Origin of the sequence: Pararobbsia silviterrae, assembly GCF_003628125.1 — a bacterium.
GTDB classification, from domain to species: domain Bacteria; phylum Pseudomonadota; class Gammaproteobacteria; order Burkholderiales; family Burkholderiaceae; genus Pararobbsia; species Pararobbsia silviterrae.
In genome coordinates this window covers 1,124,530-1,139,311 of sequence record NZ_RBZU01000001.1, presented here as the reverse complement: position 1 = coordinate 1,139,311, position 14,782 = coordinate 1,124,530, and the positions used below count along the sequence as shown (strand labels likewise).

14 protein-coding genes and 1 pseudogene are annotated in these 14,782 nt (G+C 64.3%); 4 read left to right on the top strand and 11 right to left on the bottom strand.

What is annotated here, in order from left to right; all coding sequences use genetic code 11:
* Positions 1-70: 70 nt before the first annotated feature.
* Positions 71-694 (bottom strand): oligoribonuclease, encoded by a 624-nt coding sequence (gene orn / locus D7S86_RS05145; protein WP_121083999.1) that lies wholly within the window; start codon positions 692-694, stop codon positions 71-73.
* 138 nt (positions 695-832) lie between these two features.
* On the opposite strand from orn, the gene D7S86_RS05140 reads away from it, so the two are divergent.
* Together D7S86_RS05140 and rsgA are read left to right on the top strand one after the other, a co-directional pair.
* Positions 833-2,080 (top strand): M48 family metallopeptidase, encoded by a 1,248-nt coding sequence (locus tag D7S86_RS05140; RefSeq protein ID WP_121083996.1) that lies wholly within the window; start codon positions 833-835, stop codon positions 2,078-2,080.
* Positions 2,077-3,009, top strand: coding sequence for a ribosome small subunit-dependent GTPase A (gene rsgA, locus D7S86_RS05135; RefSeq protein ID WP_121083994.1), 933 nt, complete (start codon positions 2,077-2,079; stop codon positions 3,007-3,009). Before D7S86_RS05140 ends, rsgA begins: the two co-directional genes overlap by 4 nt.
* Here rsgA and D7S86_RS05130 read toward each other — a convergent pair whose 3' ends face one another.
* The 6 genes and pseudogenes from D7S86_RS05130 to rpsP form a co-directional block, all read right to left on the bottom strand.
* Positions 3,010-3,945: a CobD/CbiB family protein gene (locus tag D7S86_RS05130; RefSeq protein WP_121083992.1), complete on the bottom strand. Its 936-nt coding sequence runs from the start codon at positions 3,943-3,945 to the stop codon at positions 3,010-3,012. It abuts the gene before it with no gap.
* Positions 3,946-4,003: 58 nt separating this feature from the next.
* Entirely contained in the window at positions 4,004-4,690 is a 687-nt protein-coding gene (locus tag D7S86_RS05125) for a CoA pyrophosphatase (protein ID WP_121083990.1), read from the bottom strand.
* A 68-nt stretch (positions 4,691-4,758) separates the two neighbouring features.
* Entirely contained in the window at positions 4,759-5,139 is a 381-nt protein-coding gene (rplS, locus tag D7S86_RS05120; RefSeq protein ID WP_121083988.1) for a 50S ribosomal protein L19, read from the bottom strand.
* Positions 5,140-5,275: 136 nt separating this feature from the next.
* Positions 5,276-6,034 (bottom strand): annotated as a pseudogene (gene trmD, locus D7S86_RS05115) (tRNA (guanosine(37)-N1)-methyltransferase TrmD); the annotation flags it as partial.
* A 25-nt stretch (positions 6,035-6,059) separates the two neighbouring features.
* The gene (rimM, locus tag D7S86_RS05110; protein WP_121083984.1) at positions 6,060-6,749 is read right to left on the bottom strand and encodes a ribosome maturation factor RimM; all 690 of its coding nucleotides are present in this window, start codon (positions 6,747-6,749) and stop codon (positions 6,060-6,062) included.
* A gap of 19 nt (positions 6,750-6,768) precedes the next feature.
* A complete protein-coding gene (gene rpsP, locus D7S86_RS05105; protein WP_121083982.1) occupies positions 6,769-7,026 on the bottom strand; it encodes a 30S ribosomal protein S16 in 258 nt (85 codons plus the stop codon).
* Positions 7,027-7,537: 511 nt separating this feature from the next.
* Between rpsP and D7S86_RS05100 the strand changes: the two genes are divergently transcribed.
* Positions 7,538-7,993, top strand: coding sequence for an NINE protein (locus D7S86_RS05100; protein WP_121083980.1), 456 nt, complete (start codon positions 7,538-7,540; stop codon positions 7,991-7,993).
* Between the two features lie 113 nt (positions 7,994-8,106).
* Here the strand turns inward: D7S86_RS05100 and D7S86_RS05095 are convergent, their stop codons facing one another.
* Positions 8,107-9,306, bottom strand: a complete 1,200-nt coding sequence (locus D7S86_RS05095) for a PA0069 family radical SAM protein (protein WP_121084361.1) — start codon at positions 9,304-9,306, stop codon at positions 8,107-8,109.
* Positions 9,307-9,455: 149 nt separating this feature from the next.
* Complete coding sequence (locus D7S86_RS05090) at positions 9,456-9,944, bottom strand: Lrp/AsnC ligand binding domain-containing protein (protein WP_121083978.1); 489 nt, start codon at positions 9,942-9,944, stop codon at positions 9,456-9,458.
* A 212-nt stretch (positions 9,945-10,156) separates the two neighbouring features.
* Here D7S86_RS05090 and D7S86_RS05085 point away from each other — a divergent pair, with 212 nt between their 5' ends.
* Positions 10,157-11,449: a D-amino acid dehydrogenase gene (locus D7S86_RS05085; RefSeq protein ID WP_121083976.1), complete on the top strand. Its 1,293-nt coding sequence runs from the start codon at positions 10,157-10,159 to the stop codon at positions 11,447-11,449.
* A 271-nt stretch (positions 11,450-11,720) separates the two neighbouring features.
* Here the strand turns inward: D7S86_RS05085 and D7S86_RS05080 are convergent, their stop codons facing one another.
* Both D7S86_RS05080 and D7S86_RS05075 read right to left on the bottom strand, forming a co-directional pair.
* Positions 11,721-13,526 carry an acyl-CoA dehydrogenase gene (locus D7S86_RS05080; protein WP_121083973.1) on the bottom strand — a complete coding sequence of 602 codons (1,806 nt, stop codon included), beginning with the start codon at positions 13,524-13,526 and terminating at the stop codon, positions 11,721-11,723.
* A gap of 317 nt (positions 13,527-13,843) precedes the next feature.
* A complete protein-coding gene (locus tag D7S86_RS05075) occupies positions 13,844-14,779 on the bottom strand; it encodes an electron transfer flavoprotein subunit alpha/FixB family protein (protein WP_121083971.1) in 936 nt (311 codons plus the stop codon).
* Positions 14,780-14,782 lie beyond the last annotated feature (3 nt).

The window sequence follows — 14,782 nt, the reverse complement described above, 5'->3', positions numbered from 1 at the left end:
TACCCGTCGCATCCGCCCGCATCCGCCCGCATCCGCCCATTTACGCCCGCGTCCTCCCGCTTCGTCCCGTTTATGCGGCGGTTTCGGCGCGAATGAAATGCTCGCGGTAGTACTTGAGTTCGTCGATCGATTCCTGAATATCGGCGAGCGCCGTGTGCGCGCCGCGCTTCGTGAAGCCCTTGAGCAAAGCCGGCTGCCAGCGGCGGCACAGCTCCTTGAGCGTGCTCACGTCGAGATTGCGATAGTGGAAAAAGCTCTCGAGGCCGGGCATATGACGCGCCATGAAGCGACGATCCTGGCAAATCGAATTGCCGCACATCGGCGACTTGTTCGGCGGCACATAGTCGCCGAGGAACGTTTTGAGGATCTCCACGGCCTGCGCCTCGTCGACCGTCGATGCCTTCACGCGGTCGATCAGACCCGAGCGCCCATGCGTATTCTTGTTCCAGTCGTCCATCGCGTCGAGCACGGCGTCGGACTGATGGATCGCGAGGACGGGCCCCTCGACCGCGACGGTCAATTGGGAATCGGTCACGACGACGGCGATTTCGATGACCCGGTCGTTGTCGGGATCGAGGCCGGTCATTTCCATATCGACCCAGATCAGGTTCAGCTCGTTACGCACGAGCGTGGGCGATCCACCTGCGGCGCTCGGGTCGGCGGCGATCGAATCGGTCGGGGGCGTGATGTCCATGGGCATGCTGAGGGGGCTGACGATGCGATTGAGAAAGACGCGCGTTCGGCGCCGCCAAGCGTTGCCGATGCGGCGCGCCGCAACAATTTATAATTGTCGCATAGCTCCCTCTTGCCCCTTTGATCGGAATACCGGGCCATGTTGACCTACCTCTTCGTGATCGCGCTGCTCGCGATGGTCGCGACCAAACTCTGGCTCGCGTCGCGCCAGATCCGTCACGTCGCCTCGCATCGCGCGGCCGTGCCCGAACGCTTCGCCCAGACGATCTCGCTCGAATCGCATCAGCGCGCGGCCGACTACACGATCGCGCGCACGCGGCTCACGATGGTCGAGATCGTCGTCGGCGCGGTCCTGCTCGTCGTGCTCACGCTGTTCGGCCTGCTTCAGTGGCTCAATATCGCGATCACATCATGGCTCGGACACGGGTTCGCCGCGCAGCTCGGACTCATCGCGGCCGTCGCGATCATCACGAGCCTCGTCGACCTGCCGTTCGACTACTACCGGCAATTCGTCGTCGAGACGCGCTTCGGCTTCAATCGCATGACGCCCAAGCTGTTCGCGCTCGACCTCGTGAAAACGGTCGCGCTCGGCGTCGCGCTCGGTCTGCCGCTCGTCGCGGCGGTGCTCTGGCTCATGGGCCGCGCGGGCGCGCTCTGGTGGCTCTGGGCGTGGGTGCTCTGGGTCGGGTTCAATTCGCTCGTGCTCGTGCTGTATCCGACCGTCATCGCGCCGTTGTTCAATAAGTTCGTGCCGCTCGACGACATGACGCTGCGCCGGCGCATCGAAGCGCTGATGGCGCGCTGCGGTTTCGCGGCGAAGGGCTTGTTCGTCATGGACGGCAGCCGCCGTTCGGCGCACGGCAACGCGTATTTCACGGGTTTCGGCGCGGCCAAGCGCATCGTGTTCTTCGATACGCTGCTCGCGCGCTTGAGCGGCGACGAGATCGAAGCCGTGCTCGCGCACGAGCTCGGCCACTTCAAGCGCAAGCACGTACTCAAGCGGCTCGTCGTCACGTTCCTGATCAGTCTCGCCTTGCTCGCGCTGCTCGGCTGGCTCGTCGAGCATGCCTGGTTCTATACGCAGCTCGGCGTGATGCCGTCGCTCGCGGGCGGCAACGACGCGCTCGCCTTGATCCTGTTCTTCCTCGTGCTGCCCGTGTTCGTGTTCTTCGTGAGTCCGCTCGGCAGCCTGACTTCACGCAAGCACGAGTTCGAAGCCGACGCGTTCGCCGCCGGGCAGACGCGCGCCGAGGACCTCGTCAGCGCACTCGTTAAGCTCTATCAGGACAACGCGTCGACGTTGACGCCGGATCCGCTCTACACGGCGTTCTACTACTCGCACCCACCGGCCTCGCAGCGCATCGACCGCCTGCTCGCGCACGCATGACGCGCCCCGGCAAGACATCGCGCGGTCCGGCGACGCGCGTCGAACACGGCCGCGTGATCGCCTCGCATGGCCGCCACTATCTCGTGACGCCCGACGACGGCGGCGCATCGATCCAATGTTTCCCGCGCGGCAAACGCAGCGAGATGGCCGTCGGCGATCGTGTCGCGTTCGAGCGGCAATCGGCGGATCAGGGCGTCATCGTCGACATCCTGCCGCGGCGCAACCTGCTGTTCCGCTCGGATCAGTTCAAGTCCAAGCTGTTCGCGTCGAATCTCGACCAGATGGTGATCATGCTCGCGACCGAGCCGTGGTTCAGCGAGGACCTGCTCGGCCGCTCGCTCGTCGCCGCGGAAGTCAGCGAAATCACACCGCTGATCGTGCTCAACAAGGCAGATCTGCCCGATGCGCTCGACACGGCGCGTGAACGGCTCGCGCCCTACGCGGCGCTCGGCTATGCGGTCGTCGAGGTATCGGTCAAGACGCGCCCCGACGAGGCGCGCGAAGCGATCGGTGCGCGGCTCGAACACAAGGCGAGCCTGCTGCTCGGACAATCGGGCATGGGCAAATCGACGCTCGTGAACTTGCTCGTACCGGGCGCGGAGGTCGCGACGCGCGAGATTTCGGCGGCCTTGAACAGCGGCCGTCATACGACGACGTTCACGCGGCTCTATGCGTTCGGCGACTCGGGCGCGCTGATCGACTCGCCGGGTTTTCAGGAGTTCGGCCTCCATCATCTGACCGAAGGCATGCTCGAACGCGCGTTTCCCGAATTTCGGCCGCGCCTCGGCCAGTGCCGCTTCTACAACTGCCACCACTTGCACGAACCCGGCTGCGCGGTGCTCGAGGCCGTCGAAAGCGGCGAGATCGCCGCATCGCGTCACGCCCTCTACGCCCAGCTCGTCCACGAGTCGAGTCAGATCGTCCGCTGATCAGACCCAGAGGGCGATCGTCAACATCAGCAAGAGCAGCATCCAGAGAATGACGGCGCGCCAGACGAGTCCGATCGCCGACTGCAGCGTGCGCGGCGTGCAGTCCTCGCCGACCGGCAGCAGACCCGCATCGCCCGAATCGAGCGCTTCGACGCTCGTCGCCTCCGCGAGCGGCCCGTTGAGACGCGCGCCGAGCGCACCGCTGCCCGCCGCCAACAACACGCCGTCGTTCGGATCGGGCCACTGGCGCGCGTAGTTGCGCCATGCATAGATCGCGTCCTCGAAATTACCGACGATCGCGAATCCCATCGCGGTCAGGCGCACGGGCACCCAATCGATGATGAAAAACGCCTGCCGCGCAAAATTCGAGAACGGGCCGCTACGGCCCGCTTCCGGATCGGCCCACGCGCGCGCGAGAAACTCCGCGACGCGATAGAGCACCGCGCCCGCGGGCCCGATCGGCACGAGAAACCAGAAGAACACGCCGAACACATGCCGATGCGACGCCACGACCGCATGAATCAGCGTATGCCGGACGATCTCGCTGACCGGCATATCGAGCGTTTCGAGGCCGGTCCATTCCTGCAGGATTTCACGCGCGCGCGGCACGTCGTCGTTATTCAGCGCGACGTGAATATCTGTGAAATAGTGGCTGAATTGCCGGAATCCCAGCGTGAAATAGACGACCGCGACATTCCAGATAAACGCGAGTGCGAAATTGATCCGATAAAGCACGAAATAAATCGCGCCCGTCGCCAGGGTCCACGGCAGCACGACGCCGAGCCACGCCAGAACACCATGTTTTGTCTTGCCTGCGTCCACGCCCTGCGCCGCGCTTTCGGCGTGCAGCCGCAGCAGACGGGCAATCGGGTTTTCCAGCGATACGGCGCGGAGTTGTTCGAGAACGAGCGCAAGCAATACGGAAAAGAAGGTCATGCGGCATGCCGTTTATGTCGTTGTGCGGGTAAACATAGCACAGCGTTCCAACGGGCCATCACGCGGAGAGAAAGCGATACAAATTGCGCAGCATGGTTGCCGTGGCGCCCCAGATGAAGTACACGCCGCCCGCTTCGTCATGCCTCGGATACGGCATCGAGAAAAAGCGCCGCTGACCCGATTCATAACGAAACTCGCGCGTCTCGTGATTCGCGGGGTTCATCAGAAAGGCGAGCGGCACCTCGAATATCTCGGCGACTTCCGAATCGTCGGCCGACACCGTGAACGGCGGATGCACGAGCGCGACGACCGGCGTGACGCGGTAGCCGGTCACGGTCACCATCTCGGGCAAGTGGCCGAGCACTTCGACATGCGACGCGTCGAGGCTGACCTCTTCGCGAGCCTCACGCAGCGCGGTCGCGACGACGTCCGCGTCGTCGGGTTCCGCGCGGCCGCCCGGAAAACTGATCTGTCCCGCATGGTCGGACAGATGCGCCGCGCGGCGCGTGAACAAGACCGTCAGCGCGTCGTGTCGTGCGACGATCGGCACGAGCACGGCCGCCGCGCGCGGCTCACCCGGCGGCGTCGGCTTGAAGGCCTCGGGCGGTTCCGGCGTCCAGGCGCGCGCATCGCGAAAGCGGCTGCGCAACGCCGCGGCGGTCAATCGATCGTCGGCGACGGGCGGCAGGCCCTGATCGACGGCGACAATCGGGAGCAATTCGGGGTCAAACAGCGGTCGAGCCATGCGGACGAGCGAACAAGGGCGGCAAAAATAAAAAAAGCACCCCGAAGGGTGCTTTCTTTCCGTCGGGATTACGCTTCCGCGCGATCCTTCGAGATGAGCTTTTCCTTGATCCGTGCCGACTTGCCCGAGCGATCGCGCAGGTAGTACAGCTTCGCACGGCGCACATCGCCACGACGCTTGACGACGATGCTCGCGAGCAACGGGGAATACGTCTGGAAGGTCCGTTCGACGCCTTCGCCCGACGAGATCTTGCGGACGATGAACGACGAGTTCAGGCCACGGTTACGCTTCGCGATGACCACGCCTTCGTAGGCCTGGACACGCTTGCGGTTACCTTCGACGACGTTCACGCTGACGATCACCGTATCGCCGGGGGCGAACTCGGGAATCACCTTGTCGCCGAGCGAACGGACGATTTCTTCCTGCTCAAGCTTTTCAATCAGATTCATCACTGACTCCTGGATCCATCATGCCGGCGTTGATGCCTTGTCGCGCCACAGGACGCGCGCTTGCTTCATTGGCCCCGGTAGAGGATGGGTTTGTTTCGGATACCGCATACGCGGTATCCCCTTGTTGCGCCTCGGCCTTCACGACTGTACCGAGACTCGCGAGCCATGCCTCATCGGCACGACTCAACGTCTTGTACCTGCGCGCCGCCTTGATCAGATCCGGGCGTTTCGCAAGCGTATTGGCGAGCGCCTGTTGGCGACGCCACTTTTCAATCTCTGCGTGATTGCCGCCGAGCAATACGTCCGGCACGCGCACGCCTTCATATTCTTCGGGCCGCGTGTAATGCGGATGATCGAGCAGCCCGTCGACGAAACTATCCTGCACCGCGGATTGCGCGTCGTTGAGCACGCCCGGCAGCAGCCGGATCACCGCGTCCATCAAGGCCATCGCCGGCAGTTCGCCACCCGACAGCACGAAATCCCCGAGGCTGACTTCCTCGTCGACGCACCGGTCGATCAAGCGCTGATCGATCGCCTCGTAACGACCGCAGAGCAACACGAGACCGGGTTGCGCCGCGAACCGCGCGACACGCCGATGCGTGAGCGGCGCGCCTTGCGGCGACATCAGCAGCACACGCGGACGCTCGACGCCCGCCGCCGCCTGCGCGGCCTTGGCCGCGTCGATCGCATCCTCGAGCGGTTTGGCCAGCATGACCATGCCGGGCCCGCCGCCATACGGCCGATCGTCGACCGTCCGGTAGTTGTTCGTCGTGAAATCGCGCGGATTCCACGTCCGCAACGCAAATCGCTGCTGCTTGACCGCGCGGCTCGTGATGCCGAAATCGGTCAATGCGCCGAACATCTCCGGAAAGAGCGTGACGACGTCGAACTGCATCGCGCTCCCCGCCTGTGGATCGTGATTAATAATCGAGACCCCAATCGACGACGACCTGCCGCGCGTCGAAATCCACGCTGCGCACATACGCGTCGACAAACGGAATCAGCCGTTCATCCGACGCGCGCGCGTCCTCGCTCGGTGCGACGCGCATGACCGAGTGCGCGCCGTTGTCGATCAGCCCCACGACCTGGCCGAGTCGATCGCCCTCGCCGTTGACGACGGCAAGACCGATCAGATCGACCCAGTAAAACTCGTCGCGATCGAGCTTCGCGAAGTCCGCCCGACGCACGTGCACGGCCGAGCCCTTCGCTGCGAGTGCCTGATCGCGATCGGCGAAGCCGTTGAGATGCGCGACGACGCTGCCGCTATGCGGCTTCGCCTGACTGACCGCATATCCGCGCAGCGCGCCTTGGGCACCCGCCGCCGACGCACCTGCGCCGCCGACGGGCTGGCCCGGCGCCGCGATACGCGGCGCGAGCCACCAACCGCGCGCACGCACCAGCGCGTCTCCACCCTGGCCTTCCTGCGCGTGAGGCTGAACCTTGACCCAGCCTTTGACACCATAGGCGTCGACGATCACACCGACTTCGATCAGATCGTCGGGCAATGCGGCCGCTTCGAGCGAGCCCGCATCGGCATCATCGACACCCGATTCCGCGCCTGGCGTCCGGTCCGGGACCTTACGCTTCGCGAAATTGCCGAACGTGGCCAAAAAAAGCCCCGCCTGAAACTTAGGCGGCAGCCGGTGCTGCAGCTTGCGATTGCTTGACCAGACGAGCGACCGTTTCCGACAGTTGCGCGCCCGTGCCCGTCCAGTACGTCAGACGGTCTTGAGCGATACGCAGGGCTTCGCCCTTTTGTGCGACCGGGTTGTAGAAGCCGAGCTTCTCGATGAAACGGCCGTCGCGGCGGTTGCGCGAGTCGGTCACAACGATGTTGTAGAACGGGCGCTTCTTCGCGCCGCCGCGTGCGAGACGGATGATGACCATACAGAATCCTTGGGAGATCAGAAGTGATCGAATACGGAAACCGCGAAGTATAACGTGAAAGACACGGCCGAACAAACACTTACCCGGTGCGCGCACAGATTTTTTGTGCAAATCCGGTGGGTTCGCGCGTCGAAATCGGACTTTTGCCCGCGTTCCGGGGCTGCCGCAGCGATGCGCATCGCGGATTCATCGCGCGTCGCGCGCGGGTGCAAGTAGAATGCGAGCCTTCGCGGCGCTCCGGTACGTCGGAGCGCGCCCGATTGCCGATTCGGCGGACTGCAGCCCGGGATTGCCCAGGATGGCTGCCTCCGATGGCGGCCCGGGATGGCTGCCTTGGATGGCCGTCCTGGGCGACGATCTTGGGCGGCGATCCCGGATGGCAGTCCGGACCGCCGTAGCGGACCACGGGCCGCAGGGGTTGCCTTGGAAAGCCGCCCCGGATTTCAGCCCCGGTTAGCGCCGCTGATCACCGCCGACCATGCCGCCCACTCTACCCGTCGTCACGCCGCCCATGTCCAGCCCAATCGAATCGCCGTTCAAAAACAAGACCTTGACCGCCGCCCTCGCGTTTCTGTTCGGCTGGCTCGGCGCGCACCGATTTTACTTGCGCGGCAAGGCCGATCCGTACGGATGGCTGCACATCGTCGGTTCGCTGCTCGGCGCCGCGGGCGCGTGGCTCATGGTGTCGACGCAGCAAAGTTCGATCGCGGGCTGGGTGCTCAGCGCGATCGGATGCGTATCGGTGCTCGCGGGCTTTCTCGCGGCCATCGTCTACGGCCTGCGCCCCGACGCACGGTGGGATGCTCAATTCAACGCGGGCTCGACACGCAAGAGCCAGTCAGGCTGGACCGTCGTCCTCATCGTGATCTTCGCGCTGTTCATCGGAGCCGGTTACTTGATGAGCGGCCTCGCCTACACGTTTCAGACCTACTTCGAACACACGGTCGGCAACGAATCGAATGGATGAGGCGGGCGCCGCGGCCGCGCCGTAGTTGTCGTTGTCGTTGTCGTTGTCGTTGTCGTTGTCGTTGTCGTTGTCGTTGTCGTTGTCGTCGTCGCGACGCACACACGGGTATCGGCTCAAAACAACGAAAGCTGCGCGTCGTCGGGCCGCTTCGCCTGAACCGACACCGGCTTCGTGACGACGGGCCGCTCGAACAGCGACATATCCATCGCGCCGCGCCGGTGTTCGTTGAGGCCGCATCGCTTGACGGCTTGCGTGAATCGCTGACGAATCAGCTCGGCCCACAAACCCGTGCCCTTCATGCGCGTCGCAAACGACGCGTCGTAGTTCTTGCCGCCGCGCATCTCCCGCACGCGTCCGAGCACGCGCTCGGCGCGATCGGGAAAATGCGCGGCGAGCCATTGTTCGAACAGCGGCGACACCTCCCACGGCAAGCGCAGCACGATGTAGCTCGCGGCGCTCGCGCCGGCGTCGCGGCATGCTTCGATCACGCGCTCCATATCGGGTTCGGTCACGAACGGAATGACGGGCGCGATCGAGACCGCGACGGATATGCCCGCGTCGGCCAACGCGCGTATCGTTTTGAGCCGGCGCGCGGGTGCGGCGGCGCGCGGTTCGAGCGTGCGGGCGATGACGGGATCGAGCGTCGTGATCGTGATCGCGGCCGAAAACAAATTACGCTCGGCCATCGGCGCGAGCAGATCGATATCACGTTCGATCAGCGATGACTTCGTGATCGAAGCAAACGGATGACCCGCTCGGCTCAGGACCTCGATGACCGCCCGCGTGATACGGCGCTCGCGCTCGATCGGCTGATAGGCGTCGGTCGAAACGCCGAGCGCGATCGGTTCGGGCGTATAGCCCGGTTTCGCGAGCTCGCGTTCGAGCAATTCGGCGGCGTTGACCTTCGCGTAAATCTGGCTCTCGAAGTCGAGTCCCGGCGACAGGCCGAGATAGCTGTGCGTCGGACGCGCGAAGCAGTAGATGCATCCGTGCTCGCAGCCGCGATACGGGTTCAGCGAGACGCCGAACGGGATATCGGGCGATTGGTTGCGCGTGAGGATGCTCTTGGCGCGTTCGTCGAACACATGGGTGCGAAGCGTCGGCGCATCCGTATCGTCTTCGTGGCTCCAGCCGTCGTCGAACGCCGCGCGCGAATCGACTTCATACCGGCCCTGGATATTCCCGACCGCGCCCCGGCCCTTGCGCGCGACGAGCGGGCGCTCGACGACGGGCGCTTCGCCCGGCAAGTCGGGATCATGGCGATCCACATCGGATCGCGCGGGGAGATCGGAGATCGGCTTCAGCGGAATCATCGGTGTCGGCGACGACGGCTCGAGCGCAGACGTGAAGCGCGCCGCGGGTCGCAAAAGACTGTATGGATATACAGCATACAACTCGTTGCGAAAAAGCCAGCCGAAACCCTTCGCGTGCCCTGCATGTCCGGTGCATGGTGAGCAGCCGGCTACTCCGGCACCGAGATTTCGAGCGTCTCCTTGATTTCTTCCATGACCACATAGCTCTTCGACTGCACGGCCCCCGGCAGTTGCAGCAGCATGTCGCCGAGCAGCTTCCGGTAGTCGCCCATCTCGCGGATCCGCGCCTTGATCAGATAGTCGAAATCGCCCGACACGAGATGGCATTCGAGCACTTCGGGAATCTTCGCGACTTCCCGCCGAAACATCTCGAACATGCTGCCGTTCTTGTGATCGAGCGTGATTTCGACGAACACGAGCAACGACGCGCCGAGCTCGGCGGGATTCACGCGCGCGTAGTAGCCCGTGATGACCCCGTCGCGTTCCATGCGCTTGACGCGTTCGATGCAGGGCGTCAGCGAAAGCCCGATCTGTTCGGCGAGCTCTTTCATCGGCATGCGCCCGTCGCGTTGAAGAAAACGCAGGATCTTGTGATCGATCTTGTCGAGCGTACGGACGGGTTGTCGGTGCGTTCTCATGATTTTTCACCAAATATCATTTTTGTACAGAAACCGTTACTAGTAGAAGCTCAATACCATAGCAGCATCTGCTGGCAATCCGTGCCCGCTCGCGAAGTCCCGGCGGTCGAACCCGCCTCGCGCCGCGAAGGCCGGTTCAACCACCCTGTATCGCCAGCCCTCCGATCGCCGGGCGATCGTTTTTTCTCTCTTTTGATCGAGTAGGCTGCGTGATGAAAATCCTGATCCTTGGCAGTGGTGTCGTCGGTACGACCAGCGCGTATTACCTCGCGCGCGCGGGCCATGACGTCACCGTGATCGATCGTCAGGCGGGTCCCGCGCTGGAAACGAGTTTTGCGAACGCTGGCCAGGTGTCGCCCGGCTATGCGGCGCCGTGGGCCGCGCCGGGCGTGCCGCTCAAGGCGATCAAGTGGATGTTCGAAAAACATGCGCCCCTCGCCGTGCGGCCCGACGGTTCGCGTTTTCAGCTTCAGTGGCTCTGGCAGATGCTCAGCAACTGCAGCACCGATCGCTATACGGTCAACAAGGCGAGGATGGTGCGTCTGGCTGAATATAGCCGCGATTGCCTCCAGGCGCTGCGCGCGGACACGGGCATCGAATACGAGGGCCGTCAGGGCGGCACGCTCCAGTTGTTCCGCAGCCAGGCGCAGCTCGACGGCGCCGCGAAAGACATCGCGGTGCTCGAAGACGCAGGCGTGCCGTACGAATTGTTGATGCCCGACGAACTCGCGCTCGCCGAACCGGCGCTCGCGAACGTCCGGCACAAGCTCACGGGCGGGCTGCGTCTGCCGAACGATGAAACAGGCGATTGTCAGTTGTTCACGCAACGCCTGGCCGCGATGGCCGAAGCCCTCGGCGTGACGTTCCGCTACGGCGTGTCGATCGATGCGCTCGAAGTCGCGGGCGGGCGTATCGCGGGCGTACGCTGCGCCGATCAGACGTTGCGCGCCGATTCGTACGTCGTCGCGCTCGGCGCGTTCTCGAAGCCGCTGCTCGACAACATCGTCAGGATTCCGGTCTATCCGCTCAAGGGCTATTCGATCACGGTGCCGATCGTCGATGCATCGCATGCGCCCGTCTCGACCGTGCTCGACGAAACCTACAAGATCGCCGTGACGCGCTTCGACGACCGGATCCGCGTCGGCGGTATGGCCGAAGTCGTCGGTTACAACCGCGAATTGAATCCGGCGCGCCGCGCGACGCTCGAGATGGTCGTCAACGATCTGTTTCCGGGCGCGGGCGACACGGCGTCGGCGACATTCTGGACGGGACTGCGTCCGATGACGCCCGATGGCACGCCGATCGTCGGCAAGACGAGCCTGCCGAACCTGTTCCTGAACACGGGCCACGGTACGCTCGGCTGGACGATGTCGTGCGGTTCGGGCCAGTTGCTCGCCGACCTGATGTCGGGCCGTCGTCCGGCGATCCAGTCGGATGATCTGTCGGTGGCGCGCTACCTCAAGGGCGGCGATCGCGCGTGGCGTCCGGCCTATGCAGGGGCGTGAGGAGACCTGAGTAAGCCTATCGACGGATCTATCGAGGAGCTATCTGAGGGACCCGACGGAGCGGACCTGACTGAGGTGATCCTGCCTCAAGGCGGCCAACTCAGAACGTCCGACTGAAGACACGCGAGGATACGTCGCGCGCGGGCCGATGCCCGGCGCGACATTCACGACATTCACGACATCGGCGACCGCAGCGCGGTCGCCGATGCATTGGGCCAACGGCGGACATCATCTCGACGTCGACCACCGTCGAGCCGATGTCCCGCTTCGATCAATACGCCTCGACGTCCTGCGCGAGCCACGCATCGCCGCCGACCGTCTCGACGATCGACGCCGCGATGCCCGGCGCTTGCGAAAGGATATGACTCGCGTAGAACGAAGCGGTCGCGATCTTCGTCGCATGAAAGACGGGATCCTCGGCGCGCTTCGCGTCGGCCGCGAGCATCGCGCGCGCCATGACCCAGCCGCCCAGCACGATACCCGACAGTTTCAGATACGGCACGCTGCCCGCAAAGACCGCATTCGGATCGGACTTCGCATGCGCGACGACAAAATCGACGACGTCCGCGAGCCCTTGACGTCCCGCGGCCAAATGCTTGCGCATCGTTTCGAATACGGGGCCCGCATCGGCCGCCTCCGCACGCGCAGCCAACGCGCGTTCGGTCTCCGCGACGGCCGCGAGGACGCCCTTCGCGATTGCGCCGCCATCGCGGACCGTCTTGCGGCCCACGAGGTCGTTCGCCTGAATCGCGGTCGTCCCTTCGTAGATTGTCAGAATCCGCGCATCGCGGTAGTACTGCGCGGCGCCCGTCTCTTCGATGAAGCCCATGCCGCCGTGGATCTGCACGCCGAGGCTCGCGACTTCGATCGACATCTCGGTGCTCCAGCCTTTATGGATCGGCACGAGGTACTCGTAAATCGCATTGTGTTGCGCGCGCTCGGCCGCATCCGCGCTCGCATGCGCGCGATCGGCATGCGAGGCCGCGACATAGGCAAGCGCGCGCGACGCCTCCGTATAGGCGCGCATCGTCGACAGCATGCGCTTGACATCCGGGTGGTGAATGATCGCGACGGCCTGCTTCGCCGAACCATCGACAGGACGGCTTTGCACGCGCTCCTTCGCGTACGCGACCGCATGCTGATACGCGCGGTCCGCGACGCCGATGCCCTGGACGCCGACCGCGAACCGCGCGGAGTTCATCATAATGAACATGTATTCGAGGCCGCGATTCTCCTCGCCGATCAGATAGCCCGTCGCACCGCCGTGGTCGCCGTACTGGAGCACCGCCGTCGGGCTCGCCTTGATCCCGAGCTTGTGTTCGATCGACACGCACTGCACGTCGTTGCGCGCGCCGAGCGATCCGTCCTCATGCACGAGGAACTTCGGCACGATGAACAACGAGATCCCCTTGACGCCCTCGGGCGCGCCCGGCGTTCTCGCGAGCACGAGATGCACGATGTTCTCGGCCATATCGTGTTCGCCGTACGTGATGAAGATCTTCGTGCCGAAGACCTTGTAGCTGCCGTCGCCCTGCGGCTCGGCGCGCGTACGAACCAGCGCGAGATCCGAACCGGCCTGCGGTTCGGTGAGGTTCATCGTGCCGGTCCATTCACCGGAGATCAGCCTTGGGACATACAACGCCTTTTGCGTGTCGCTGCCGGCCGTCATCAAGGCCTCGATCGCACCGTCGGTCAGCAACGGACACAGCGCGAACGACAGATTGGCCGCATTGAGCATTTCGATGCACGGTGTCGCCACGACCTTGGGCAAACCCTGCCCGCCGAGATCGACCGCGTGCGGCACACCTTGCCAGCCCCCTTCGACGAACTGCCGGAACGCCGCGGCGAAGCCCGGCGTCGTCGTCACGGCGCCATCGCGCCAACTGCTCGGCTCGCGATCGCCCGTCACGTTCAGCGGCGCGACGACTTCCTGATTGAATCGCGCGGATTCTTCGATCACGGCCTGGACGGTCTCGGGTTGCGCATCCTCGAAGCCCGGCAATGCGGCGATGTCTTCGAGTCCGGCCAGTTCGTTGAGCACGAACAGCATGTCCTTGATGGGGGCTTGATAACTCACTGCGTGTCTCCCTGAAAGATGCAGTTATGTGTTCCTGCGGCGCGTACATTTATGCGATGCAAATCACCCGCATCAATGCCTTACGCGCCTAACGAAGCCGTAAAAAGGCGTAGTAAGAAGCCGTAAAAAAGGGGTGCCTGGAGGCACCCCGTTATTTATGCGCTGCGTGCCGAGCGGACTTCGTTGAATCGTTCCGGCGGTTGCGCTTCGAATCACATCGTCGTTGCGGGCCAAAGCCGCCCGTGATCCGTCGCACGCGCCTGCCCTTCAGCGGGGCAGGCGCCATTAGCCCTGCAGAAGCCCTGCGAACGCGACGCTCAGCCGAGCGCCTTGACGAGTTCCGGCACGACCGTGAACAGATCGCCCACGAGACCGTAATCGGCGACGCTGAAAATCGGCGCCTCGGGATCCTTGTTGATCGCGACGATAACCTTCGAATCCTTCATCCCCGCCAAATGCTGGATCGCACCCGAGATCCCGACGGCGATATAGAGCTGCGGCGCGACGATCTTGCCCGTCTGACCGACCTGATAGTCGTTGGGCACATAGCCCGCATCCACGGCCGCGCGCGAGGCGCCGAGCGCCGCGCTGAGCTTGTCGGCGAGCGGCTCGAGCACCTTCGTGTAGTTCTCCCCGCTGCCCAGGCCACGGCCGCCCGACACGATGATCTGTGCCGACGTCAGTTCCGGACGGTCGAGCTTCGTGACCTCGCGGCTGATGAACTTCGAGATCCCGCTGTCGGCCGCTGCCTCGAGCTTTTCGATCGCCGCGCCGCCGCCCTCGGCCGCGACGGCGTCGAACGCCGTGCCGCGCACCGTGATGACCTTGATCGCATCGGCCGATTGCACCGTCGCGATCGCATTGCCCGCATAGATCGGCCGCTCGAACGTGTCGGCGCTCACGACGCCCGTGATGTCGCTGAATTGCGCGACATCGAGCTTGGCCGCGACGCGCGGCGCCACGTTCTTGCCCGACGCCGTCGCCGGCGCGAGGATGTGCGTGTAGTTCTTCGCGATCGTCAGCACGGTCGCTTCGACATTTTCGGCCAGGCCTTCAGCGAGCTGCGGCGCGTCGGCGAGCAGCACCTTCGCGACACCCGCGATCTTCGCGGCCGCGTCGGCCGCCGACTGCGCATTGTGGCCCGCCACGAGCACGTGGATATCGCCGCCGATCTTCTGGCCCGCGGCGACCGTGTTCAGCGTCGCGCTCTTGATCGACTGGTTGTCGTGTTCGGCAAGAATCAGAATCGTCATGTC